The following is a 22,022-nucleotide window of genomic DNA, read 5'->3' as shown; positions in this document are numbered from 1 at the left end:
GTGTTCAGCTTCCTTGGACAGGTGTGGCGGACAGGGCGGATGGCACGGCGGGACGGTCGAGCAGCAGCAGGCGGATCGCCAGGCCGACCATCACCAGGGCCAGCAGGCCGCGCTGGAACTTTTCAGCCCCCGGACGGCGCTGCAGCCAGCGGCCGAGCTGTCCGCTGCAGGCGCCGAGCAGCGTGTTGAACGCGAGCGCGGCTGCCGACAGCATGACGCCGAGCTGCACCAGTTGCAAGGGCACGCTGCCGCGCGCCGGGTCGACGAACTGCGGCAGGAACACCATGAAGAACAGCAGCGCCTTCGGATTGACGAGGTTGTTCAGGAAGGCCATGCGCACGATGCGGGCGAAGGCGGATGGCTGCGCACGCGCACCCGCGGGGAGGCCGCCGCTGCTGCTGCGAAGCGCCTGCACCGCGAGCCACAGCAGGTACAGCGCGCCCGCATAGCGCAGCAGGTCGAAGGAGGGCGGCCAGGCCGCCACCAGCGCCGTGACGCCGGTGGCGGCGAAGAGCGTGTGCACCAGGTCGGCCGACGAGATGCCGAGCGCCGCTGCGAAGCCGCCGCGCGGGCCGTGGGCCACGCCGTGCGAGAGCACGAAGGCCATGTTCGGTCCCGGCGACAGGAACAGCGCGAGCACGGCCAGCAGGAAGAGCGCGAGCGTGGCGAGGCTGATCATGATGCGTCCTGCGGCGCTTCCCTCAGGCGGCGTCGGCCGTGGCTGCGGGAACCGGTGGAAGGTAGGGCTCGATGTTGCGCAGCGCGCGCGCCACGTAGTCTTCCTTCTCGCCCACCGGCGCCACGTAGTGCAGCGCGCTCTTCGCGGCCTCGATGCCTTCGCTGCGTGCGATGAGCCAGGCCGCGAGGTAGGGCGCCGACAGGCAGCCGCCGGCCGTCGCCACATTTCCCTTGGCGAAGAAGGGCTGGTTGAGCACCTCGACGCCGGCCTCCTGCACCCAGGGCTTGGTCGTGAGGTCGGTGCAGGCCGGCACCGCGCCCAGCAGGCCCAGCTTGGCGAGCAGCAGCGTGCCCGAGCACTGCGCGCCGATCAGCTGCCGCTTCGCATCGAGGCGGCGCAGCGCGCCCATGATGGCCGGATCGGCCGCGATCTCGCGCGTGCGGATGCCGCTGCCGACGAGCACCGCGCCGGCTTCGGCGGCCGCCTCGAGCGTGGAGCTCGCATGCATGGTGACGCCGTTCATCGAGGTGACCGTGGCGCTGGGCGCGGCCAGCGTCACGCGCCAGCCCGGCCTCTTGATGCGGTTGAGCACGCCGAGCGCGATCAGCGAGTCGAGTTCGTTGAAGCCGTCGAAAGTCAGGATGGCGATGTGCATCGTGGTCTGCCTCGCGTTGCGTCTCAGACGGGTTCGGGCGCGAGCTTGCGTTCGCCCAGCAGCGCCAGCTCTTCGCGCAGCGTCAGGGCCAGCGCGGCGATCGCGGTGTCGATCTCCTCCACGCTGGCCGTCACGAACGACAGCCGCAGCGTGCGCGGATCGCCCTGGTCCGCATAGAAGGGCGCGCCCGGCACGAAGGCCACGTTGCGCTCGACCGCCTTGGGCAAGAGCGCGACGGTGTCGATGCCCTCGGGCAGGCGCGCCCACAGGAACATGCCGCCCTTGGGTGCATTGAACTTCACGTCCAGCCCGGCCATCTCGCGCGTGAGCGCGGCCATCATCGCGTCGCGCTGGCGCTTGTAGAGCGCGCGGATGGTGGGCACGTGGCGCTCGAGGAAGTTGTCCTTCATCACGGCCGAGACCATGCGCTGCGTGAAGATCGGCGTGTGCAGGTCGACCGCCTGCTTGGCCTGCAGCAGCTTCGGGAAGATGGCCTTCGGCGCAACCAGGAAACCCAGGCGCAGGCCCGGTGCGAGCACCTTCGAGAACGAACCCAGGTAGATGCAGCCTTCGGGATTGCGCGCGGTCAGCGGCAGCGGCGGGGCTTCGTCGAACCACAGTTCGCCGTACGGGTTGTCCTCGACGATCGGCAGGCCGGCGGCGGCCGCGGCGGCCGACACGGCGGCGCGGCGCGCCTCGGTCATGGTGCGGCCCGTAGGGTTCTGGAAATTGGGCAGCAGGTAGACGAAGCGCCCATCCTTCGCCTTGGCCACCAGGTCTTCGACGATCACGCCTTCGTCGTCGCTCGCCACGCTCACCGGGTTCGGCTCCATCGGGCCGAAGGCCTGCAGCGCGCCCAGGTAGGTGGGCGTCTCGACCAGCACCTTGCTGCCCGGATCGATGAGCACCTTGGCCACCAGGTCCAGGCCCTGCTGCGAGCCGGTGGTGATGAGCACCTGCGCGGGATCGACGTTCCACGGCAGCATGTCGGCCACGGCCTGGCGCAGCGGCGCATAGCCTTCGCTCGCGGCGTACTGCAGCGCCGCCTGGCCGTCGTTGTGCAGCACCTCGGCGCAGGCGTCGGCAAAGGCCTGGATCGGGAAGGTCTTGGGCGAGGGCAGGCCGCCGGCCAGGCTGATGATGCCGGGGCGCTCGGTGACCTTGAGGATTTCACGCAGCACCGACGGATTCATCTTGGCGGCGCGGGCGGCGAGTTTCCAGTTCATGGGGTCTTCTTTCAGTCGGGTGGGGTGGGATTCAGGATTGTTCGGCATGCGCGGCGCGCGGCGAAACGGCAGGAACGGGCTGCGGCTGCGACAGGCGCTTGCCGAGCACCACCGTGCAGACCACGGCAATGGCAAAGCCCAGCGTGACCACGTCGAGCGGTTCGCCCAGCAGCGGAATGGATGCAAGGATGGAGAGAAAGGGCTGCAGCAACTGCGTCTGGCTCACGCGCAGCGCACCGCCCAGGGCCAGGCCGCGGTACCAGGCGAAGAAGCCGATCCACATCGAGAACACGCCCACGTAGACGAAGCCCAGCCAGGCCGAGGTGGCGATGGGCTCCGTGGGCCACATGGCCAGCGTGGCGGGCAGCGTCACGGGCAGCGCCATCACGCAGACCCAGCAGATCACGCGCTCGGCGCCGAGCGACGGCGTGACCTGCGCGCCGTAGATGTAGCCGAACGAAGCCGCGACCACCGCGCCGACCAGCAGCAGGTCGGCCCATTCGAAGCCGAAGCCATGGCCGCCCTGGCTCGCGCGCAGCACCGAGAACAGCACCACCAGCACACTGCCCGCGATGGCGCAGAGCCAGAAGCCGAGCCGCGCGCGCTGGTGCAGCACCCAGGCCGCGACCGCCGCGGTCACGAGCGGCAGCAGCGCCGTCACCACCGCCGCGTGGCTGGCCGTGACCACGCGCAAGGCGTAGCCCAGCAGCAGCGGATAGCCGATCACATTGCCGAGCACCGCCATGCCAAGGGGCTTCCACTGGTGCGGCGCGGGCCGCGGCGAACGCGTCGCCAGCAGGAAGACCGTCGAGAGAATGCCCGCCAGCGCGGCGCGCCCGAGCGTCACGAACCAGGGCGACAGCTGCGGCGCGCCCTGCGTGCCGGTGGCCAGCCGCGTCATCGGCAAGGTGACCGCGAACAGCGCCACGCCGATCACGCCAAGCCACATGCCCAGCGTTTCGTCCTTGATAGGGAGGCGGTTGTTCATACACCCAGCATCCACCAGGCCGTGAGCACCAGCACCAGCCCCATCGCGCGGTTGAACCACAGCAGGCGCTTGCCCTTGGAGAGCCATTCGCGCAGCAGTGCGCCCGCCAATGCATAGGTGAAGTTGCTGATGAAGGCGTAGACCAGCATCACCGGCGCGACGATGGCGAAGCGCCCGAGCGCATCGGGCTGGCCTGCGATCCAGCCGGCCACCAGCGTGAGCGCGAGCAGCCAGGCCTTGATGTTGACGAACTGCAGCATCACGCCCTGGCCAAAGCCGACGTCGAGGCTCGCGCCGTCGGCACGGCCGAGCGTGCCGCTGCCGCTCAGCTTGTGGGCCAGCCACAAGAGGTAGCCGACACCCAGCGCCTTGATGGCCAGGCGCAACGAAGGCACCGCCACCACCAGCGCGCCGATGCCGGCTGCGCACAGCACCAGCAGCAGCGTCCAGCCGACCGGCACGGCCACCACGAAGCGCATGGCGCGCGGCAGGCCACCGTTGGCCGCGAGGGCGGTGGAGAGCGTGGTGTTGGGACCGGGCGAGAAACTCATCGCCGTGGCCAGCACCAGCAGCGCGGTGAATTCTTGCCAGTTCATTGCATACACTCTAAACTTTCACACCATTACAGTTCCGATACAGTTAGTCGAACATATTCGAAAACTGTATTGGTCTTTCTTTCGACACAGAAGCCGAGCCCCAGATGCTGACACGAACCTCCACCCAGTCGCTCACGGGGCAATTGGCCGACCGGCTGGCCGAACGCATCCGCACCCGGCTGCTGCCGCCCGGTGCGCGCCTGCCCTCGGTGCGCGAATGCGCGCGCCAGCAGGGCGTGAGCCCCTACACGGTGGTGGCGGCCTACGACCAGCTGCTGGCGCAGGGCCTGGTCGAGGCGCGCCGCCAGCGCGGCTTCTACGTGCGCGACTCGGCGCCGGCGCAGGAGGGGCGTCCACCCAACGCGGCGCCCATGGTGGTCCAGATGATGGCCTCGCGCGTGCCGGCCGATGCGAGCTCGCTCATCCGCAGCATGTTCCACCGGCCCAGCGACAAGCCGCAGCCGGGCATGGGCGTGTTTCCGCCCGACTGGATGGCGTCCGCCTTCATGCCGACGGCGGTGCGCCGCATGACCAGTACAGCCGCGCTGCAGGAACTGTCGCTCCAGTACGGCGAACCCTCGGGCGACGCCGCGCTGCGCCGCAGCCTGTCGAACAAGCTGGTGGGCATCAACGTGCCCGCCGCGCCCGACCAGATCGTGACCACGGTGGGCGCCACGCACGCGCTGGACATCGTGAGCCGCACGCTGCTGCGCGCGGGCGATCCGGTGATGGTCGAGGAGCCCGGCTGGGCGCTCGAATTCGCGCGGCTCGAGGCGCTGGGCATGCGCATCCTGCCGGTGCCGCGCCGCGCCGACGGGCCCGACCTGGAGGTGATGGCGCAGTACTGCCAGCTGCACAGCCCCAAGCTCTTCGTGAGCGTGAGCGTGCTGCACAACCCGACCGGCTACAGCCTCACGCCCGGCAGCGCGCATCGCGTGCTCAAGCTGGCCAACGAGCACGACTTCCACATCGTCGAGGACGACACCTACAGCCACCTCGCGCCCGAGCACGCCACGCGGCTCAGCGCGCTCGACGGGCTGCAGCGCACCATCTACGTCAGCGGCTTCGCCAAGATCCTGGCGCCCAACTGGCGCATCGGCTTCCTGGCCGCCTCGCCGGAACTGAAGGAGCGGCTGCTCGAGACCAAGCTGCTGGCCACGCTCACCACGCCCACGCTGTTCGAGCGGGCGCTTTCGTGGTGCATCGACCAGGGCCAGCTGCGGCGGCATGCCGAGCGCATACGCATCCGGCTCGACGGCGCGCGCGGCCGCGCGGTGAAGCTCGCGATGGCGCACGGCTGCAGCTTCGCGTCGGAGCCGGCGGGCCTGTTCGGCTGGGTCGACACCGGCGTCGACACCGACGCGCTCACCCAGCGCATGCTCGACCAGGGCTACCTGCTGGCGCCGGGCTCGCTGTTCCATGCGCGGCGGCCGCCGAGCACGATGATGCGGATCAATTTCGCGACCTCGCAGGACGCGGCGTTCTGGAAGGTGTTCAGCAAGGTGCGCGCGGAACTCTGAGGGGGCAAAGGGGAGGGCGCCCGGGCCCAAAACGGCGGTGCCTTGGAGTAAGCTGGCATCACAAGAAAACCCAACCGGAGACCTCCGCATGAGCAACGCCAGCCAACCCTTCGACTTCAGTCAATTCGTCCCCGGATTCGATTTTCTGAAGAACCTTGCCGGCGGTGGCGCCGGCGGCGCGGCGGGCAGTGCGGTGCCCGGGTTGCCGAGCCTCGCGAGCTGGGTGGCCCCCACGCTGAGCGTGGAAGAGGTCGACAAGCGCATCCAGGAACTCAAGACGGTGCAGTATTGGCTCGAGCAGAACGGCCACGCGCTCAAGGCCACCATCCAGGCGCTCGAAGTGCAAAAGATGACACTTTCGACCTTGCGCGGCATGAACGTGCGGATGGAAGATATCGCCAGCGCGTTCACCAAGCAGGCGGCCGCCGTGGCGCCTGCCGCTGCTCCGGCACCTGCAGCAGCCGCTGCGCCGGCCGAACCGGAAGCCGAGCCCGAGGAAGAAGAAGCCCCGGCACTGGCGAAGAAGGCGCGCAGCAAGCCGGCTTCGGCCGCTGCCGCTTCGGGCGGCAATGGCGCCGCCGGCGTGATCGATCCGATGCAATGGTGGGGCTCGCTGACCGAGCAGTTCCAGCAGATCGCGAGCTCGGCGCTGCAGGATGCAGCCCAGCTCAAGGTGCCGGCCATGGCCCAGCCGGCGGCTAATGCTCCCGCGGCTTCGAAACCCGCGGCCAGGAAGGCGGCAGCGCCCGCCGCCGCCAAGAAGGCATCGGCCGCCGCGCGCAAGCGAACGACCGGCCGCCGCTGACGTCATACACACATCTTTCTTGAAGAGAACGGGTTGGCACGCATCATGAAGCTGTTTCCTTCCGGCCATGCCACCCACCCGCAATGGCGCATGGCAGCCGGCCTCGTGCTGGCCCAGTTGCGCGCGCAGATGGCGCTGCCCGACTACGCGGCATCGCCCACGCTCGGGCTGCTCTACATCACCGACCATTACGCGGCGGACGCGCAGGACATCCTCGACCACCTGAGCGCCGAACTGCCCGAGGTCACCGACTGGTCGGGCACGGTCGGCATCGGCGTCTCGGCCAACAACGCCGAATATTTCGACGAGCCTGGCCTCAGCCTGATGCTCTGCGCGCTGCCCAGCGACCAGTACCGCGTGTTCTCCGGCGTGGCGCCGCTGGGCAATTCGGAAATGAGCGGCTTCGAGGCCCACACGGCGCTGGTGCACGCGGACCCCGCCACGCCCGACCTGACCGAACTCATCGGCGAGATGGCGGGCCGCACCGACACCGGCTACCTGTTCGGCGGGCTCTCGTCGGGCCGCGGCGGCGCGCTGCAGTTCGCGGTGGGCGGCAACGGCAACATCCGCGGGCACGGCGCCGCGGGCGGCGTGTTCTCGGGCGGCCTGTCGGGCGTGGTGTTCGGCGAGGGCGTGCGGCTGGTGTCGCGAGTCACCCAGGGCTGCCAGCCGCTGCGCTCGGGCGCGGGGCGCGAGCGCGAGATCACCGAGGCCGATGGCAACCTGCTGCTCAAGCTCGACGGCGAACCCGCGCTCGACGTGCTGCTGGCCGACCTGCAGGTGTCGCTCGAGCGGCCGCAGGAAGCCATCGACGCCGTGCGCGCCACGCTGGTGGGCCTTGCCGACGCGGGCAGCGACGGCATTCGCCGCACGGGCGACCTGGGCGCCGATGTGCTGGTGCGCCACATCATCGGCCTGGACCCCACGCGCCGCGGCATCGCGATTGCCGACGTGGCCGAGGCGGGCATGCGCCTGACCTTCTGCCGCCGCAATGCGCAGGCCGCGCGCGCCGACCTGATGCGCATCTGCGCGGAAATCCGGGAGGAACTCGAGCCCGAGGAGCAGACGCTGGCCACCGCACGCGCCGTCGCGGCCGGGGAGGCCGAAGCGGCGCCGCATCCGGCGCGCCGCATCGCGGGCGCGGTGTACGTGAGCTGCTCGGGACGCGGCGGGCCGCATTTCGGCGCGCCGGGCGCCGAGCTGCAGATCGTGCGGCATGCGCTGGGCGACGTGCCGCTGGTCGGCTTCTTCGCCGCAGGCGAGATCGCGCGCCACCACCTGTACGGCTACACCGGCGTGCTGACGGTGTTCACCAGCAAGGACTGAGTCTCCCTCGCCCTGCCTGCCGGCATTCAGGCCGGCTGCAGCACGCGCGCTGCCGGCGCAGGCATGCCGGTGAACGCAAAGTCGACCTCGGGCGCGAGTCCGCTCACGATGCGCGCAATCGACTTGCCCGAGCCGCAGGCATGCGTCCAGCCGAGCGTGCCGTGGCCGGTGTTGAGGAACAGGTTCGGCAGTTTCGTCTTGCCGATCAGCGGCACGTTGCTTGGCGTCGCGGGGCGCAGGCCGGTCCAGAACTGGGCCTGCGTGGTGTCGCCGGCACCCGGAAAGAGCTCCTCGACGCGCCGCACGATCGCCTCGCAGCGCACGCGGTTCAGGTCGCGGTCGTAGCCGTTGAGCTCGGCCGTGCCGGCAATGCGCAGGCGGTCGCCGGAAGCCGAGGTGTAGCGCGAGAACACGAGCTTGAACTCGTCGTCGGTCAGCGAGACCTGGTGCGCCCTGGAGGCGTCCTTCACCGGCAGCGTCACCGAGTAGCCCTTGGCCGGATAGATCGGCAGCCGAATGCCCAGCGGCGCGGCAACGATCGGGCTCAGCGAACCCATCGCGAGCACGAAGGCGTCGCCGCGGATGCGCTGGAAGCGGCCTTCGCTGTCGGTGGCTTCGACATGATCGATGCGGCCGCCGGCCTCACGCAGCGCGGTCACCGTGTGGCTCATGAGGAACTTCACGCCCGCTGCGGCCGCGCGCTTTGCCAGCTCGCGTGCAAAAAGATTCGCGTCGCCGGACTCGTCCTCCGCCGTGTAGGTGGCACCCGCCAGCTTCGGGCGGATGTGGGCGAGGGCGGGCTCGATCTTCACGGCTTCGTCGGCCGAGATCACCTGGCGTTCGCAACCCAATGCGCGCATCTGCTCGGCGGGCTGGAGGGCGCCGTCGAACTCCTTCTGCGTCGTATAGAAGTGCAGGATGCCCTGCGTGCGCTGGTCGTATTGGAGGCCGGCGTCGGCACGCAGCTGCTGCAGCACCTCGCGGCTGTAGGTGCCCAGGCGCACGATCTGCTCGATGTTGTGCCGGGTGCGCGCCGGCGTGCATTCGCGCAGGAACTGCAGGCCCCAGAGCCATTGGCGCATGTCGGCGCGGATGCGAAAGAGCAGCGGAGCGTCTTCCTTGCCGAGCCATTGCAGCACCTTGAGCGGCGCGCTCGGGTTGGCCCAGGGTTCGGCATGGCTGACGGAGATCTGCCCGCCGTTGGCAAAGCTGGTTTCGGCGGCCGGCGTGGCCTGCCGGTCGATCACGGTCACCTCGTGGCCGAGTTGCTGGAGGTAGTAAGCAGAAGTCACGCCGAGCAGGCCGGCGCCAAGAACGATCACACGCATTTCAAGTACCTTTGAAGATTGGCACTTGAACGGCGGACTTGGTGTGCTACTGATTCAATAGCAAGCAACCGGACGAACGCCGTCCAAGTTGCCGCTCCCCCTGTCCTTGGTACCTGAGAGATTCACCTGTTGCACCTTGCAACGGGTTTGCTCCTTCGGTGCATCACGCGAGGTGATGGCTCTCCAGACGGCTTGTCAGTTGATGCAGTACGTGCCACGCAACTCTTTGAAAGAACTTCAAGGAATCTGTGGGCCAACCTGAGCGTTTATGGGAGTTTGCGCCTTCGGTGAAGTAGTAATAGGTACTACTCGCTCTCCTGCAGTGAAACGATTGTAGGCGGGGACCGCAAAGCCGCCAACCATGAATTTTGACAATTCGGACCAATGGGATAATTGTCATTGATTCGAAACTTCGGGGAGACTCATGATCCTGGTAACCGGCGGCGCGGGCTTTATCGGCGCCAACTTCGTACTCGACTGGCTGGCGCAGAGCGACGAGCCTGTCGTGAACCTCGACAAGCTGACCTATGCCGGCAACCTCGAGACGCTCGCGTCTCTCAAGGGCGACCCGCGGCACATCTTCGTGCAGGGCGACATCGGCGACAGCGCGCTGGTCGACCGCCTCCTGGCCGAGCACAAACCGCGCGCCATCGTGAACTTTGCTGCGGAATCGCACGTCGATCGCTCCATTCACGGCCCCGAGGACTTCGTGCAGACCAACGTGCTGGGCACCTTCCGCCTGCTCGAGTCCGTGCGCGGCCACTGGAGCGCGCTGCCGGCCGAGCAGAAAGCCGCCTTCCGCTTCCTGCACGTGTCGACCGACGAGGTCTACGGCTCGCTCTCCAAGACCGACCCCGCCTTCACCGAAGAAAACAAGTACGAGCCCAACAGCCCCTACTCGGCCAGCAAGGCCGCGAGCGACCACCTCGTGCGCGCCTGGCACCACACCTACGGCCTGCCGGTCGTCACCACCAACTGCTCCAACAACTACGGGCCCTTCCACTTCCCCGAGAAGCTCATCCCGCTGATGATCGTCAACGCCCTGGCCGGCAAGCCGCTGCCCGTGTATGGCGACGGCATGCAGGTGCGCGACTGGCTCTACGTGAAGGACCACTGCAGCGCCATCCGCCGCGTGCTCGAAGCCGGCCGGCTCGGCGAGACCTACAACGTCGGCGGCTGGAACGAGAAGCCCAACATCGAGATCGTCAACACCGTCTGCGCGCTGCTCGACGAACTGCGCCCGCGCGCCGACGGCAAGCCCTACAAAGAGCAGATCAGCTACGTCACCGACCGCCCCGGCCACGACCGGCGCTACGCCATCGATGCGCGCAAGCTCGAGCGCGAACTCGGCTGGAAGCCCGCCGAAACCTTCGACAGCGGCATCCGCAAGACCGTCGAGTGGTACCTGGCCCATGGCGAATGGGTGCGCAACGTGCAAAGCGGCGCTTACCGCGAATGGGTCGAGAAGCAATACGACGCCGCCCCCGCGGCCAAGGCTGCGGCATGAAGCTGCTGCTGCTGGGCAAGGGCGGCCAGGTCGGCTGGGAGCTGCAACGCAGCCTCGCGCCGCTGGGCGAGCTGGTTGCGCTCGACTTCGACAGCACAGACTTCAACGCCGACTTCAGCCGCCCCGAGCAACTGGCCGACACCGTACTCAAGGTGCGCCCCGACGTTATCGTCAATGCCGCGGCCCACACCGCCGTCGACAAGGCCGAGAGCGAGCCCGAGTTCGCGCGCAAGCTCAACGCCACCTCGCCCGGCGTGGTGGCCGAGGCCGCGCAGCAGATCGGCGCGCTCATGGTGCACTACTCCACCGACTACGTCTTCGACGGCAGCGGCAGCACGCCCTGGAAAGAAGACGACGCCACCGGCCCCCTCAGCGTGTACGGCCGCACCAAGCTCGAAGGCGAACAACTGGTGGCCAGGCACTGCGCGAAGCACCTGATCTTCCGCACCAGCTGGGTCTATGCCGCGCGCGGCGGCAACTTTGCCAAGACCATGCTGCGCATCGCCGAGGAGCGCGATCGCCTGACCGTCATCAACGACCAGTTCGGCGCGCCCACCGGTGCCGAGCTGCTGGCCGACGTCACGGCGCATGCCATCCGCGCCACGCTGCAGGACCCGGCCAAGGCCGGCCTGTATCACGCGGTGGCCGGCGGCGAGACCACCTGGCACGGTTATGCGCGCTTCGTGATCGAGCAGGCCAAGGCGGCCGGCGTCGAACTCAAGGCCGGACCCGAAGCCGTCGACCCCGTGCCCACCAGCGCCTTCCCCACGCCCGCGACGCGCCCCGCCAACTCGCGCCTGGACACGCGCAAGCTGCAGACCACCTTCGGCCTGGTGCTGCCGCACTGGCAGCAGGGCGTGGCCCGCATGCTGCGCGAGACCCTTTGACAAGCGAAGCAAGCAAGCAAGAAGCGGAGAACACAACACAATGACCACGAAGACCACGCAACGCAAAGGCATCATCCTGGCCGGCGGCTCCGGCACCCGGCTGCACCCCGCCACGCTCGCGCTCAGCAAGCAGCTGCTGCCGGTGTACGACAAGCCGATGATCTACTACCCGCTCAGCACGCTCATGCTCGGCGGCATGCGCGACATCCTGATCATCAGCACGCCGCAGGACACGCCGCGCTTCCAGCAGCTGCTGGGCGATGGCAGCCAGTGGGGCATCAACCTGCAGTACGCGGTGCAGCCCAGCCCCGATGGCCTCGCGCAGGCCTTCATCATCGGCGACAAATTCGTAGGCAATTCGCCGAGCGCGCTGGTGCTGGGCGACAACATCTTCTACGGCCATGACTTCGCGCACCTCTTGGCCGATGCCGATTCGAAGCCCTCCGGCGCCACCGTCTTCGCCTACCACGTGCATGACCCCGAGCGCTACGGCGTGGTGGCCTTCGATGCCAAGGGCAAGGCCAGCAGCATCGAGGAGAAGCCGGTCAAGCCCAAGAGCAGCTATGCCGTGACGGGCCTGTACTTCTATGACAACCAGGTGGTCGAGATCGCCAAGGCCGTGAAGCCCAGCGCGCGCGGCGAACTGGAGATCACGGCGGTCAACCAAGCCTACCTCGACCTGGACCAGCTCAACGTGCAGATCATGCAGCGCGGCTATGCCTGGCTGGATACCGGCACGCACGAGAGCCTGCTGGAGGCCGCGCAGTTCATCCAGACCCTGGAGCATCGGCAAGGGCTCAAGATTGCGTGTCCTGAAGAGATTGCGTGGCGCAATGGATTCATCGATCGCGAGCAATTGGCAAAGCTTGCCGTGCCGCTGCAAAAGAACGGCTACGGCAAATATCTGAACCATTTGCTGGCGGAGGAGGTGCGCTCGTGAAGGCAACACCTACCGCGATTCCTGAAGTGCTGGTCATCGAGCCGAAGGTCTTCGGCGATGCGCGCGGCTTTTTCTATGAGAGCTTCAACGGCAAGGCGTTCGATGAGGCGGTCGGCCGGCACGTCGAGTTCGTGCAGGACAACCATTCGCGCTCGGCCAAGGGCGTGCTGCGCGGGCTGCACTACCAGATCCAGCAGCCGCAGGGCAAGCTGGTGCGCGTGGTGCGCGGCGCGGTGTTCGATGTGGCGGTGGACATCCGCAGGTCGTCGCCAAGCTTTGGCAAATGGGTGGGGGTGGAGCTCAGCGAGGACAACCATAGGCAGTTGTGGGTGCCTGAGGGGTTTGCGCACGGGTTTCTGGTGCTGAGCGAGACGGCGGAGTTCTTGTACAAGACCACTGATTACTATGCGCCGGCGCATGAGCGCAGCATTGTCTGGAATGATGCCGCCTTGAATATCCAATGGCCAGCCATCGGCATGGCGCCCCAGTTATCGGCCAAAGACGAAGCTGGCGCCGACTTTGCCAGTGCAGAAGTATTCAGTTGAGGCTCGGATAGGTCGGATAGGTATTGCCCGAGTCGAGCTGCTGCTTCAAAAGATATTCATATTTGCGAACAGCCGGCGCTATCGGCCTGTAGCCCGATTGAGTGCTGGGCGCTCGTCTCTTGCTGCGGGCCTGCTTGTCGGCAGCGCCGAAGTCCTGGCGCTGAACTTGCTCGCCATGGTCGACTAGAAGCGTATGAAAGTCATTGCGGGCTTTGTCCACCTGATTCTTGCAAGCAATCCGAGGGAGTTCGTTTCTGCGACGCCCATTCCCATCCATACGTCTTTTTTCGAGCGACGCTTCGGCTGAGCGGCGCATCAACAAAACAACTATATGGCACGCAGCACACTCGCAACACTCTATTCCAGGCACCAAGGCAAGCTTTCGGACAAATGGTCGATCTACATTTCGATCTATGAGCGGCTGTTTTTCGAACTTGTCGACCAGTCCCTGCGGGTTCTGGAAATTGGCATCCAGAACGGCGGATCTCTGGAGATCTGGTCCGAATTTTTCCCTAGAGCTACGAAAATTGTCGGGTGTGACATCAACGAGGCGTGCCGGCAGCTCATTTACGGTGATCCGCGTATCGGTGTCGTCGTAGGAGATGCCAACACCAATGAAGTGGAGGAGGCTATCGCCGCGCATTCGCCGAAGTTCGACCTCGTCATTGACGACGGCTCGCACCGATCCGGCGACATCATCCGTTCTTTTGCTCGCTATTTTCCGCGTCTTGAGGACGGAGGCATGTTCGTCGTTGAGGACCTGCATTGCTCCTATTGGGCCGAGTTCGAGGGCGGATTGTTCGATCCTGCGTCCTCGATGGCATTCTTCAAGCGCCTTGCCGACGTCATCAACCACGAGCACTGGGGCGTTCCCGATACGCGGACCGCACTGCTCGAATCCTTCACCAGAAGGTATGGTGTGGCATTCGACGAGGAGTTGCTCGGGCATATCCATGCGATAGAGTTCCTGAACTCGGTCTGCGTGATTCGCAAGAAGGCAGCTGCCGACAACCGACTCGGTACGCGCGTGATTGCGGGGAAGGAAACAATTGTTGATGCAGGTCCGTTGGCATTGCACGGCACTGCTTCGCGGCAATCCAATCAATCGGATAACGCTTGGTCAAGGGTCAAGCCCCTGCCTGAGGATGAACTCGCGGCACTTCGTGCTTCGACGCGAGACCTTCAAACAGATCTGGCGTCACGCTCCGAAGAACTGCGCGACGCCCAGAGGGCGGCTCTCTACGCAGATATCCGGTCGAATGTTGCGCAGAACCACATTCACCAGATCAGGGCGAAGTTGAGCGAGAGGGCGCGGGAGGCCCAGCAACTCGTCGAGTCGCTTCAAACACTTCGTGCGCACACAAGCGCACTCGAAAGCGCGTTGCGGCAGCGCCAGGTGCAGGTCGAGGAAATATTCGGCTCCACGAGTTGGCGTGTCACGAAGCCTCTTCGATGGGCCGGCCTTCAGAAGGGGCGGATCGCGCGCGCGGTCAAGCTGTTGCCCGTGCTCTCTCAACGTGCGGGTGGGTTCTCAAATCTGGCTCGCCGAGGCATTCAGGTGCTGAGCGAATCGGGCCTGGGCGGCGTACGCAGCGCTATCCGTGCTGTTGAAGCTGAAGAACTGGTGTCGAAGGCCTCGCCCGTGCCTTACGACCACACTACGTCGGGCGGCGATCCATTCGAGGATGTTGCTCGCCAGATATACACCAGCCAACAGGCGCAACTGGCCCCTCGCGAGATTTTCGAGTCCATTAGGAACTTCGAGCAAAAGCCCCTGATCTCCGTAATTATGCCGGTCTATAAAACACCGGTGCAGTGGCTGAGTCGTGCCATCGAGTCGCTACAGGAGCAGTTCTATGACAATTGGGAGCTGTGTGCTGTGGACGATTGTTCACCGACGGCGGACCAACGAGAAATCCTGCAGCAGTATGCAACGTGCGATCCTCGCGTGCGTTATCGGGTGCTTGAGAAGAACGGCGGCATCGCCGCAGCGTCCAATGCAGCGCTCGAGATGGCCCAAGGCGGATTCATTGCATTGCTGGATCACGACGACGAATTGCCGGGAGATGCGTTCTTCTGGATCGTGGATGCCATCAACAAGAATCCGGGTGTCGATTTCATCTACACCGACGAATGCAAGATCGACGACACATCGGAGCGTCAACTTTCCCACTTCATATTCAAGCCGGATTGGTCGCCCGAGATACTGTTCAACTCCATGCTGACCGGACATCTGACGGTCTACAAGAAGGATGCGGTCGATGCGCTGGGAGGCTTCCGCAGCCAGTATGATTTTTCGCAGGATTACGATCTCGCATTGCGGATGGCCGAGGTGGCGAAAAGGATCGTGCACGTGGAGCGGGTGCTCTATCTTTGGCGTTCCATCCCTGGTTCGGCGGCAAGCGGTGGAAAGGACTTTGCACGTGAGTCCAACATCGCCGCGCTTGACGATGCGCTTGCCCGACGCGGCATCGAGGGGAAAGCGATACCGCTGCCCCACGCCAACTATGCCCGTATTGACGTGCCAACGACCGCCAAGGTCTCGATCGTCATTCCTTCGGATTCCTTCAAGAATCTCAAGCTCGCACTGAATGCGATCCTGGAGAAGACCGACTACCCGAACTACGAGGTGGTGGTCGTCTGCAACGGCCCCCTTGCCGAAGAGCTGAAAGGCGAGTTTCATAGCTCGCCGCACATCGTCTTCCTCCCATATGATAAGAAGTACAACTTCTCCGACAAGTGCAATGAAGGGGCGCGAGCAGCCGGGGGCGAAATCATCGTCTTCTACAACGACGATGTGTTGCCCGCCCAGCCCGACTGGATCGAGAAACTGATCGAGTACCTCTGCATATCGGATGTCGGAGGCGTTTCACCCAAGCTGCTGCACGAGGACGAGACGATTCAGTACGCGGGGATGATTTCGGGGACGCCAGGCCTTTGTGGTACCGCGTACAACAATGTCCCCAGAGAAGCGAACGATTCGTTCCTCTCCATGCACAAGTACGTGCGCAACGTCTCCATCCTTTCGGGCGCCTGCTGCGCGCTCAAGACCGAATTGTTCTGGCGTATCGGTGGCTTCGATGCAGTCAACACGCCCGACGGCCATTCGGACATGGACCTGAGCTACAAGCTTCTGGAGGCGGGGTACCGGTGCGTCTACACGCCGTACGCTGTCCTCTATCACATTGGGAATCACTCCTGGGGCGCAAAGTCCGCTAAATACAAGGCCGACATCTTCGTGCTGAAGCGTTGGGGCGCCTACGTTTCAAGAGATCCGAATTTCACGGATTCGATGAAAAAGGTGCTCTATCGCGATTTCCGGTTTAACTACAAGATTTTTGCATCGCATGTTGATGCATCTGCCACGTACACGGGCCCGGACGTCTTGTTCGTCTCGCACGAACTTTCGCTGACCGGGGCGCCTCGCATGCTCCTGTGCGCAGCGGTTGCAGTGCTGCGCGGTGGCGGTTTCCCTGTCGTGGTGGCCCCAGCGGATGGACCGATGCGAAAGGAGTTGGAGCAGGCAGGCGTGGTAGTGATCGTGGATCAGTCGCTTCGCGACGGGCATTTTCTGTTCGAGCGTTTCGCAAGAAATTTTGATGTAGTCGTTGTCAATACGATGGCAATGAGCGGCGTCGTTCGGCAGCTCGAAGCTATCGACAACCTGGACGTGATCTGGTGGTTGCACGAAGGACAGGCGCTCGAAGTCGAACTGGCGGCTGAACCTGAGCTCGACAGTACGCGCGTGCGGTTGCTTTGCGTCAGCGAGTACGCTCGCGATTATCTGCCTGCCGGTTTTCGAGCTGATGTGGTCTATAACGGGATCCCGGATCGCAGTGGCGAGATTCAAAAGAAGCCACTGCCCGACCGATGTACCTTTGTGCTTGCGGGAACGCTCGAAAGTCGCAAAGGACAAGACCTGTTCGTCGACGCGATCCTTCTGTTGCCGGAAGACGTACGTGCTTCCTGCCGATTCTTGATAACTGGCAGGCTCCCCGAACAGAACATCCCCTATTGGTCGGACGTGTACAAGCGGATGGAGGCTGCCCCGGAGATCGAATATCTGGGCCTGGTGGACCACGGTGAACTGCTCGGGCTACTGGCCGGCGCGGATGCGGTCGTCTGCTGCTCGCGCGACGAAGCTTTTTCACTGGTCGCCGTTGAAGGTGCAATGCTCGCCAAGCCGTCGATCATCAATCCACATGTCGGTATTGCGGAGGTGCTGGAGCACGACAAGTCTTGTCTTCTCTTCGAAGCAGATGATGTGAATTCACTGGCAGAACAATTGCTAGCGGCCTTCCGAGATCGGGCCAAGATGCGCGACATCGGGCTTCAGGCGCGCAAAGTCTACGAAGAAAAATTCACCATCTCCCGCTTTTCGGAAGAGTTTCTTCGACTCGTGAGATAGGAGGGGGCGTTGGATCGAAGATATTGCCAAGAGGGGCCTCGATCGGCCCGGCACGTGAATGGAGAAGAAGAGCTGGTCGGCACTAGTCCCTGTCTCTTTCGGTTGAAATCTAAAAAAGCAAGGAAGTAGCGATGAATGAGCGATGGAGGCGGCTTGTGGCGTTTTGGAATGAGCACGGCACGGTTGCTGTGGCGCGGCTCATTCGCACCAAGATAGATGCCGCGATTGCGGGGCGCCCAATCTTCAACGAAGTGGCCCCTGTCAATCCCGCGGTCTTCGACGAAGTGGCCCCTGCCGATCCTGTAGTGCAAAGTCACCTGATGGATATTGCCGTCAACACAGACAATCACCCGCCGGCTGCGAGCAAGGTCGTTCGCGAACGTTTTCAGACCACTCAGCCGTTGGAGACTTATCTTATTCCCAAGACGTCTATCCGAAGGGTGAGCTTGGTGACCGACAGCATTGGCAGGGAAAGTTTGTTTGGTGGAGTGGGGACAGCGTTGTTGCTGGCTGCACAGCTGGCAAATCGAATGAATGCCACTTTGCGGATCGTGACACGCACCCAAATACCATCAGCTTCCAACGCTGCGCAAATCTTGAGTGCGTACGGAATCCAACTGACACACGAGATTCAGTTTGCATTTTCTCCCTCGGCCTGGGATTGCACGACGCCCCAGAACAACGCAGAGGTCGCGGGCCTGGATATCCACCCCGACGAGACATTTATCACCACCTCGTGGTGGACGACCGCCGCAACGCTGACCAGTGTGCCCCCTGCTTCGATCATCTACCTCCTTCAGGAGGACGAACGGATGTTCTATCCATTCGGGGATGATCGAGTTCATTGCGAACGAATCCTGAGTAACCAGGACATCCGATTCGTCGTCAATACGCGGCTCCTGTATGACCATCTGATCGCGAGTGGCTTGGACAACCTGAAACACAACGGGAGTTGGTTCGAACCAGCGTTTCCGAAGACGCTGTTTCACGAGCGCCAGCGGGAGCCGGGCGGCAAGAAGAAGTTCTTCTTCTACGCGCGGCCAAACAATCTGCGCAATCTTTTTTATGTTGGGCTTGACATCATCGAGAGGGCCGTGAACGAGGGGATTCTTGATATCGAGCGCTGGGACCTTCTTCTGGTCGGCAAGCACATCCCGAACGTGGCCTTCGGCAATGGCTATGTGCCCGAACGCTGCGAAGGGCTCGACTGGGAAGCCTATGCTGATCTTGTAGGAACGGTCGATCTCGGGCTCTGTTTGATGTACACGCCGCACCCCAGCTATCCGCCGCTCGACTTGGCGGCCAGCGGCGCGGTCGTGGTGACCAACAAGTTCGCCAACAAGCAGGATTTGTCCAACTATTCGCGCAACATCATTTGCGCCGAACTGAATACAGAGGCCGCGCTCGATGCGCTTCGCGCTGGGGTGGCGCTTGCGGAAGACAAGGAAACACGCGCGCGCAATTTCGCGGCCAACGGGCTGGGCGCGGACTGGACTCAATCGTTCGAGCCTATCCTCGAGTTGCTCACGACGGCACGCTGATGTTTGAACTGGCGACTCCCCTCGTTCCGTACGCGGACCCTTGGCTTCAGCCTCTTTCGGAGCGGCTGGCAATGCTGCATCGACGTGAGGTGCGCGTTGCTTACTTCTACGAGGAGCCGAACAACAGCACGTTTCGCTATCGCGCCTACAACATGGCTCAGGTGCTGAACGGGTGCGAGACAGGGAACGTCTCGGCGAGCTATTTCTTCTTGTCTGACCGAGAGCGTTTCGACGAAATCGCCGACGCGGCGGACATACTGGTTATCTGTCGTTCGCGCTACTGCCATGAGGTCAACGGACTGATCACCAAGTTTCGTGCGCGCCGAAAACGCGTGTTGTTCGACATAGATGATCTGGTGTTCGATACCGACTACGCCCATCTCGTAGTTGCCACCCTAGGCGTCGACGTGACGAGAAAGGGTCTGTGGGACGACTGGTTTGCAATGATTGCCCGCATGGGGCAAACATTGAAGATGTGCGATGGCGCCATAACGACCAACGAGTTTCTCGCGCGGAAACTTGCTAACTACTCGGGCCTTCCGGTGTTCGTCGTGCCGAATTTCATGAATAAGGAGCAACTCGAGCTTGCAGAAAGGATCTTTGCCGAGAAGGAGCGCGCGCGCTTTGTCGGCGACGGCAAGGTATGCCTTGGCTACTTCAGCGGCTCGCCGTCTCATCGCCTCGACTATGCGATCGTCGAGCCCGCGCTGGCCGAGGTGCTGGCCGAGCGGCCAGATGTGGAAGTCATGGTCGTCGGCTACATCGACCATGGTCCTGTGATGCGCGAATTTTCTCACCGCATCAGTCGGCAACCCTTTCAAGACTATGTGAATTTGCAACGCCTGCTCGGGACCGTTGAGTTCAATCTCATGCCGTTGCAATCGAATGCCTTCACCGACTGCAAGTCCGAGTTGAAGTATTTCGAGGCTGCCAGCGTTGGCACTTTGAGCATCGCTTCCCCGAGCTTCACTTACCGACGAGCAATTCGCGACGGTGAGAACGGGTACCTGGCCAAAGCACACGAATGGACCGAGACGATTCTGCGAGCTTTGGATCGCGGCGAGGCTTATGAGGTAATGGCGGCGGAGGCTCGGCGTGATGCGCTCTTGAAGTTTGGCTGGCAGCACCAGACCGAAGCGATTCTCCGCGCGCTGCAGCTCGGCTAATCTTGCTTGGCAAGCAACACGTGTTTCAGCGTCTCTTCCAGCGAAGGTTCATGCAGCGCGACGCCCTGCTCGGAGAAGAGCGCTTGGAGCTTCTGCGGGTCACCACATAAGCGGCGCACTTCATTCGCCCTGATAAAGGCTGGATTGATCTCGATGCGCAGATCATGCGAAGTCATCCGTGCAAATGTCTCGATGATCCGGCGCAGCGCATACGGCCGTCCCGAGCAGATGTTGTACGTCTCGCCCGGCTCTCCATGTGCGAGCAGCAGCAGGTAGGCATCGCAGACCATCTGCACATCGTTGAACTCGCGCTCGACATCCAGATTGCCCAACTCGATCGACGGCGCACGCGAGGCAAAGTGCGCGGCAAGTTTGGGGATCAGAAAATGAGCGTCCTGTCCGGGCCCGGTGTAGTTGAAGGGGCGCGCGACCACCAGGTTCAACTGCTCGTTGTAGGTCCTCGCCATGAATTCCATGGCGAGCTTGCTCATGCCATAGTGGTTGATGGGCGCCGGCGGCTGGCTTTCGGTGATGGGCGATTGGGCCGTGTTGCCGTAAACATTGGCGCTGCTGGCCAGGAGAACACGGGCAGGCCTGGCAGGCAGTTGCACCAGCGCGTCCAGCAGATGGGTGGTCCCGACCACATTGACTGCGTAGAACGCTGCCTCGTTGGCGTGCCCCACAAAACTGATGGCTGCCAGGTGCACCACGGCGTCGGGCGCAAGCGCCAACACTTCCTGGTGCAGGGCCTCGCGATGCGTCAGGTCGGACTGAAGTGCAATGACGGCGTGGCCAGCCGCAACAGCTCGCTTGGCAAATACCTGGCCGGTGAATCCTTCGGCGCCGGTCAGCAATATCCTCAAAACGACTGGCCCTGGGCGTTTCGCCGAAGGTCAGCCTCGACCATCAACTGGCACAGCTGCTCGAGAGTGGTCGCAGGTTCCCAGCCAAGCTTGGCCTTGGCCTTGGCGGGATTGCCGATCAAGAGTTCCACTTCGGCCGGGCGATAGAACGCCGGATTGATGCGCATCACGGTCTTACCGGTGGCCGTGTCGACCGCGGACTCCGAATCGCCGGTGCCCCTGAATTCGATGGCCATGCCGGCGCTCATGAATGCCATGGCAACGAACTCGCGCACGGTCTCCGTGCGATTCGTTGCGAGCACGTAGGTGTCGGGTTCTTCTGCCTGCAGCATGCGCCACATGCCCTCGACGTATTCCTTCGCAAAGCCCCAGTCGCGCTTGGCATCGAGATTGCCGAGTTCCAGCACGTCCAGTTTGCCGAGCTTGATCTTCGCAACCCCGTCGGTGATCTTGCGGGTGACGAATTCCCGGCCTCTCAGGGGGCTTTCATGATTGAAGAGGATGCCGCTGCAACCGAAGATGTTGTAGCTCTCGCGGTAGTTGATCGTCATCCAGTGGGCGTAGAGCTTTGCAACGCCATAGGGGCTGCGCGGATAGAAGGGCGTTTCCTCGGTCTGCGGGATGGCTTGGACCTTGCCGAACATCTCGGATGTCGAGGCTTGATAGAAGCGGATCTTGGGGTTGACCAGCCGGATGGCTTCCAGCAGATGCAGCGTACCCAGGCCGGTGATCTGCGCGGTGGCGATGGGCTGATTGAAGCTGACGCCGACGAAGCTCTGGGCTGCGAGGTTGTAGACCTCGTCCGGCGCTGCGTCGCGGATCAGCGTGATCGAGCTGCCAAGGTCGGTAAGGTCGTATTCGACCAGATGAAGATCGGGGTTGTGCTGGATTCCAAGCTCTTCGATGCGCCAGAAGTTCACCGAACTGGTGCGGCGGTAGGCGCCATAGACAACATAGCCCTTGGCGAGCAGAAGCTCGGCCAGGTAGGCGCCATCTTGCCCGGTGATGCCCGTAACAACAGCATGCTTCTTCATGAAACCCT

At 63.8% G+C, this 22,022-nt stretch carries 19 protein-coding genes and 1 riboswitch; of the genes, 10 read left to right on the top strand and 9 right to left on the bottom strand.

Features of this window, described 5'->3' with window-relative positions; all coding sequences use genetic code 11:
• Nucleotides 1–4: 4 nt before the first annotated feature.
• The 5 genes from AC1DMS_RS08370 to AC1DMS_RS08350 are packed head-to-tail and all read right to left on the bottom strand — an operon-like array spanning nucleotide 5 to nucleotide 4,144.
• Nucleotides 5–679 carry a LysE family translocator gene (locus tag AC1DMS_RS08370; protein ID WP_278880875.1) on the bottom strand — a complete coding sequence of 225 codons (675 nt, stop codon included), beginning with the start codon at nucleotides 677–679 and terminating at the stop codon, nucleotides 5–7.
• 22 nt (nucleotides 680–701) lie between these two features.
• Complete coding sequence (locus tag AC1DMS_RS08365; RefSeq protein WP_436287258.1) at nucleotides 702–1,334, bottom strand: DJ-1/PfpI family protein; 633 nt, start codon at nucleotides 1,332–1,334, stop codon at nucleotides 702–704.
• 23 nt (nucleotides 1,335–1,357) lie between these two features.
• Nucleotides 1,358–2,560: an aminotransferase-like domain-containing protein gene (locus AC1DMS_RS08360; protein WP_412510350.1), complete on the bottom strand. Its 1,203-nt coding sequence runs from the start codon at nucleotides 2,558–2,560 to the stop codon at nucleotides 1,358–1,360.
• Nucleotides 2,561–2,591: 31 nt separating this feature from the next.
• The gene (locus AC1DMS_RS08355; RefSeq protein WP_436287259.1) at nucleotides 2,592–3,548 is read right to left on the bottom strand and encodes a DMT family transporter; all 957 of its coding nucleotides are present in this window, start codon (nucleotides 3,546–3,548) and stop codon (nucleotides 2,592–2,594) included.
• Nucleotides 3,545–4,144 (bottom strand): LysE family translocator, encoded by a 600-nt coding sequence (locus AC1DMS_RS08350; protein WP_436287260.1) that lies wholly within the window; start codon nucleotides 4,142–4,144, stop codon nucleotides 3,545–3,547. Before AC1DMS_RS08350 ends, AC1DMS_RS08355 begins: the two co-directional genes overlap by 4 nt.
• 104 nt (nucleotides 4,145–4,248) lie before the next feature.
• On the opposite strand from AC1DMS_RS08350, the gene AC1DMS_RS08345 reads away from it, so the two are divergent.
• The 3 genes from AC1DMS_RS08345 (at nucleotide 4,249) to AC1DMS_RS08335 (ending at nucleotide 7,795) form a co-directional block, all read left to right on the top strand.
• Nucleotides 4,249–5,664 carry an aminotransferase-like domain-containing protein gene (locus AC1DMS_RS08345; protein ID WP_012745901.1) on the top strand — a complete coding sequence of 472 codons (1,416 nt, stop codon included), beginning with the start codon at nucleotides 4,249–4,251 and terminating at the stop codon, nucleotides 5,662–5,664.
• Nucleotides 5,665–5,752: 88 nt separating this feature from the next.
• The gene (locus AC1DMS_RS08340) at nucleotides 5,753–6,469 is read left to right on the top strand and encodes a PhaM family polyhydroxyalkanoate granule multifunctional regulatory protein (protein WP_436287262.1); all 717 of its coding nucleotides are present in this window, start codon (nucleotides 5,753–5,755) and stop codon (nucleotides 6,467–6,469) included.
• Between the two features lie 45 nt (nucleotides 6,470–6,514).
• Entirely contained in the window at nucleotides 6,515–7,795 is a 1,281-nt protein-coding gene (locus tag AC1DMS_RS08335) for an FIST signal transduction protein (RefSeq protein ID WP_278881099.1), read from the top strand.
• Between the two features lie 26 nt (nucleotides 7,796–7,821).
• Here AC1DMS_RS08335 and AC1DMS_RS08330 read toward each other — a convergent pair whose 3' ends face one another.
• Entirely contained in the window at nucleotides 7,822–9,123 is a 1,302-nt protein-coding gene (locus AC1DMS_RS08330; RefSeq protein ID WP_436287263.1) for a D-amino acid dehydrogenase, read from the bottom strand.
• A gap of 90 nt (nucleotides 9,124–9,213) precedes the next feature.
• Nucleotides 9,214–9,320: riboswitch (glycine riboswitch) on the bottom strand.
• A 227-nt stretch (nucleotides 9,321–9,547) separates the two neighbouring features.
• Here AC1DMS_RS08330 and rfbB point away from each other — a divergent pair.
• From rfbB to rfbC, 4 genes are read left to right on the top strand one after another with little or no spacing between them, the layout of a single operon-like run.
• Complete coding sequence (rfbB, locus tag AC1DMS_RS08325; protein ID WP_018903761.1) at nucleotides 9,548–10,630, top strand: dTDP-glucose 4,6-dehydratase; 1,083 nt, start codon at nucleotides 9,548–9,550, stop codon at nucleotides 10,628–10,630.
• Nucleotides 10,627–11,517: a dTDP-4-dehydrorhamnose reductase gene (rfbD, locus tag AC1DMS_RS08320; RefSeq protein ID WP_436287264.1), complete on the top strand. Its 891-nt coding sequence runs from the start codon at nucleotides 10,627–10,629 to the stop codon at nucleotides 11,515–11,517. The genes rfbB and rfbD overlap by 4 nt, the downstream gene beginning before the upstream one ends.
• 40 nt (nucleotides 11,518–11,557) lie before the next feature.
• Entirely contained in the window at nucleotides 11,558–12,457 is a 900-nt protein-coding gene (gene rfbA, locus AC1DMS_RS08315) for a glucose-1-phosphate thymidylyltransferase RfbA (RefSeq protein WP_018903759.1), read from the top strand.
• Nucleotides 12,454–13,002: a dTDP-4-dehydrorhamnose 3,5-epimerase gene (gene rfbC / locus AC1DMS_RS08310; RefSeq protein WP_436287265.1), complete on the top strand. Its 549-nt coding sequence runs from the start codon at nucleotides 12,454–12,456 to the stop codon at nucleotides 13,000–13,002. The genes rfbA and rfbC overlap by 4 nt, the downstream gene beginning before the upstream one ends.
• Here the strand turns inward: rfbC and AC1DMS_RS08305 are convergent.
• Nucleotides 12,995–13,222 carry a hypothetical protein gene (locus AC1DMS_RS08305; protein ID WP_436287266.1) on the bottom strand — a complete coding sequence of 76 codons (228 nt, stop codon included), beginning with the start codon at nucleotides 13,220–13,222 and terminating at the stop codon, nucleotides 12,995–12,997. The two genes, rfbC and AC1DMS_RS08305, sit on opposite strands and share 8 nt — an antisense overlap.
• A gap of 111 nt (nucleotides 13,223–13,333) precedes the next feature.
• Between AC1DMS_RS08305 and AC1DMS_RS08300 the strand changes: the two genes are divergently transcribed.
• From AC1DMS_RS08300 to AC1DMS_RS08290, 3 genes are all read left to right on the top strand, one after another.
• Nucleotides 13,334–17,410: a glycosyltransferase gene (locus AC1DMS_RS08300; protein ID WP_436287267.1), complete on the top strand. Its 4,077-nt coding sequence runs from the start codon at nucleotides 13,334–13,336 to the stop codon at nucleotides 17,408–17,410.
• Nucleotides 17,411–17,541: 131 nt separating this feature from the next.
• Nucleotides 17,542–18,951, top strand: coding sequence for a rhamnosyltransferase WsaF family glycosyltransferase (locus AC1DMS_RS08295; protein WP_436287268.1), 1,410 nt, complete (start codon nucleotides 17,542–17,544; stop codon nucleotides 18,949–18,951).
• Entirely contained in the window at nucleotides 18,951–20,117 is a 1,167-nt protein-coding gene (locus AC1DMS_RS08290; RefSeq protein ID WP_436287269.1) for a glycosyltransferase, read from the top strand. Before AC1DMS_RS08295 ends, AC1DMS_RS08290 begins: the two co-directional genes overlap by 1 nt.
• Here AC1DMS_RS08290 and AC1DMS_RS08285 read toward each other — a convergent pair.
• Entirely contained in the window at nucleotides 20,114–20,980 is an 867-nt protein-coding gene (locus tag AC1DMS_RS08285) for a GDP-mannose 4,6-dehydratase (protein ID WP_436287270.1), read from the bottom strand. The genes AC1DMS_RS08290 and AC1DMS_RS08285 overlap by 4 nt on opposite strands.
• On the bottom strand, nucleotides 20,977–22,014 hold the full coding sequence (gene gmd, locus AC1DMS_RS08280) for a GDP-mannose 4,6-dehydratase (protein ID WP_436287271.1): 1,038 nt from the start codon (nucleotides 22,012–22,014) through the stop codon (nucleotides 20,977–20,979). Before gmd ends, AC1DMS_RS08285 begins: the two co-directional genes overlap by 4 nt.
• Nucleotides 22,015–22,022: the final 8 nt, after the last annotated feature.

Source organism: Variovorax sp. 05T418 (assembly GCF_056396385.1).
Note: the sequence above shows the minus strand (reverse complement) of the source record. Positions and strands in the feature narration are given on the sequence as shown.

Bases quoted from the DNA above. Each gene is read 5' to 3' on its own strand.
- AC1DMS_RS08370 (WP_278880875.1), bottom strand. From the start codon at position 679: ATGATCAGCCTCGCCACGCTCGCGCTCTTCCTGCTGGCCGTGCTCGCG.
- AC1DMS_RS08365 (WP_436287258.1), bottom strand. From the start codon at position 1,334: ATGCACATCGCCATCCTGACTTTCGACGGCTTCAACGAACTCGACTCG.
- AC1DMS_RS08360 (WP_412510350.1), bottom strand. From the start codon at position 2,560: ATGAACTGGAAACTCGCCGCCCGCGCCGCCAAGATGAATCCGTCGGTG.
- AC1DMS_RS08355 (WP_436287259.1), bottom strand. From the start codon at position 3,548: ATGAACAACCGCCTCCCTATCAAGGACGAAACGCTGGGCATGTGGCTT.
- AC1DMS_RS08350 (WP_436287260.1), bottom strand. From the start codon at position 4,144: ATGAACTGGCAAGAATTCACCGCGCTGCTGGTGCTGGCCACGGCGATG.
- AC1DMS_RS08345 (WP_012745901.1), top strand. From the start codon at position 4,249: ATGCTGACACGAACCTCCACCCAGTCGCTCACGGGGCAATTGGCCGAC.
- AC1DMS_RS08340 (WP_436287262.1), top strand. From the start codon at position 5,753: ATGAGCAACGCCAGCCAACCCTTCGACTTCAGTCAATTCGTCCCCGGA.
- AC1DMS_RS08335 (WP_278881099.1), top strand. From the start codon at position 6,515: ATGAAGCTGTTTCCTTCCGGCCATGCCACCCACCCGCAATGGCGCATG.
- AC1DMS_RS08330 (WP_436287263.1), bottom strand. From the start codon at position 9,123: ATGCGTGTGATCGTTCTTGGCGCCGGCCTGCTCGGCGTGACTTCTGCT.
- rfbB (WP_018903761.1), top strand. From the start codon at position 9,548: ATGATCCTGGTAACCGGCGGCGCGGGCTTTATCGGCGCCAACTTCGTA.
- rfbD (WP_436287264.1), top strand. From the start codon at position 10,627: ATGAAGCTGCTGCTGCTGGGCAAGGGCGGCCAGGTCGGCTGGGAGCTG.
- rfbA (WP_018903759.1), top strand. From the start codon at position 11,558: ATGACCACGAAGACCACGCAACGCAAAGGCATCATCCTGGCCGGCGGC.
- AC1DMS_RS08300 (WP_436287267.1), top strand. From the start codon at position 13,334: ATGGCACGCAGCACACTCGCAACACTCTATTCCAGGCACCAAGGCAAG.
- AC1DMS_RS08295 (WP_436287268.1), top strand. From the start codon at position 17,542: ATGAATGAGCGATGGAGGCGGCTTGTGGCGTTTTGGAATGAGCACGGC.
- AC1DMS_RS08290 (WP_436287269.1), top strand. From the start codon at position 18,951: ATGTTTGAACTGGCGACTCCCCTCGTTCCGTACGCGGACCCTTGGCTT.
- gmd (WP_436287271.1), bottom strand. From the start codon at position 22,014: ATGAAGAAGCATGCTGTTGTTACGGGCATCACCGGGCAAGATGGCGCC.